This is a genomic window from Microbacterium sp. CPCC 204701, from assembly GCF_004010105.1.
Classification (GTDB): domain Bacteria; phylum Actinomycetota; class Actinomycetes; order Actinomycetales; family Microbacteriaceae; genus Microbacterium.
In genome coordinates this window covers 1-1,406 of the sequence record NZ_RRYE01000566.1, presented here as the reverse complement: position 1 = coordinate 1,406, position 1,406 = coordinate 1, and the positions used below count along the sequence as shown (strand labels likewise).

The 1,406-nt window shown below is 73.7% G+C and carries 1 protein-coding gene and 1 pseudogene; both read right to left on the bottom strand.

The window, feature by feature from the left end; genetic code table 11:
- The coding region (gene hisD / locus EIO58_RS17920; RefSeq protein ID WP_127820555.1) for a histidinol dehydrogenase at positions 1–1,017 on the bottom strand (1,017 nt) is incomplete at its 3' end.
- A gap of 30 nt (positions 1,018–1,047) precedes the next feature.
- A pseudogene (locus EIO58_RS17915) lies at positions 1,048–1,406 on the bottom strand (hypothetical protein); the annotation flags it as partial.

The window sequence follows — 1,406 nt, the reverse complement described above, 5'->3', positions numbered from 1 at the left end:
GGCCAGGTGCAGCTCGAGGTGCTCAGGCGCGTGCGCGTTGCTGAACGCCGTCGCGGCGGGCACGTCATCGACCAGCACGATCGCCGACTGGGGGCCCGAGAGCGCCGCGGCGATCCGCTCGGAGTGCCGCGTCGCCGCGGCGCGCGCAACGACCTCGTCGCGCACGCGAGCCGCGAACGGCTCCGACGTCGTCACGAGGACCGCGGAGGCCTGCTCGTCGTGCTCGGCCTGGCTGATGAGGTCGGCGGCGACGAGGCGCGCGTCGGCACTGTCGTCGGCGACCACGAGGATCTCGGTGGCGCCGGCTTCGGCATCCGTCCCCACGAGACCGGCCACGGCGCGCTTGGCTGCGGCCACGAAGTTGTTGCCGGGTCCGGTCACCACGTCGACCGGGTCGAGGCCGAGCTCGGCGACGCCGTGTGCGAGCGCGCCGATGGCTCCGGCGCCTCCCATCGCGTACACCTCGGTCACACCGAGGAGCTTCGCGGCGCCCAGGATCACCGGGTGCACGCGGCCTCCGAATTCGCGCTGCGGCGGCGAGGCCACGGCGATCTCCGTCACACCGGCCACCTGCGCCGGCACGACGTTCATCACGACGCTCGACGGGTAGACGGCCTTGCCGCCTGGGACGTACAGGCCCACGCGGCGCACCGGCTGCCAGCGTTGCCGCACGCGGGCACCCGGGCCGAGCTCGGTGACGGCGGGGGCGGGCACCTGAGCGACGGATGCCTCGCGCACCCGCTCGATCGCCTGTTCGAGCGCGTCCCGCACGGCGGGATCGAGCGCCGCCAGCGCCTCGTCGAGGTGCTCGGGAGGGACTCGCACGTCGTGACCGGTCACACCGTCGAAGTGCTCGGCCTGCTCACGCAGGGCGGTCTCTCCTCGCGCAGCGACGTCGTCGACGATGTGCGCAGCGGTTGCAAGGGCCTCTTCTCGCGCGCTCGTCGCGCGGGGAACGGTCGCGAGCAGTTCGGCGCGAGAGAGCGCGCGCCCCCGCAGATCGATCGTCCGGAGCATCCGTCTACGATATCGCGGCGCGAGTCGCGACTAGCCGCGCGTGACGCCGGAGACGTCGTGGAGATAGCCGATGCGGCCGTCCTCGTGGCGCACGACGAAGGTCTCGCCGCGGTCCTCGATCACCAGCGCCCACGCGGTGGGTCCGACGCGGAACACGGGGATGCCGATCTCGTCCACGACGTCGCGCTCCTCGGGGACGAGCGCCCAGAAGGCCTGGTGCTGCGTGGTCGCCGCAGCGGGCTGCTCGAACGCCGTGGTCTCGGCGGTCGGCTCGAATGCAGTCGTCTCAGCGGTGGGCTCGCTCAGCGTGGCGCCGGCGTCGCGCGCGTCGCTCGGCGGCACCGCGTCGTAGAGGTCGGCCGCTGCGGACGCGGTGGCGGGCTCGGCCG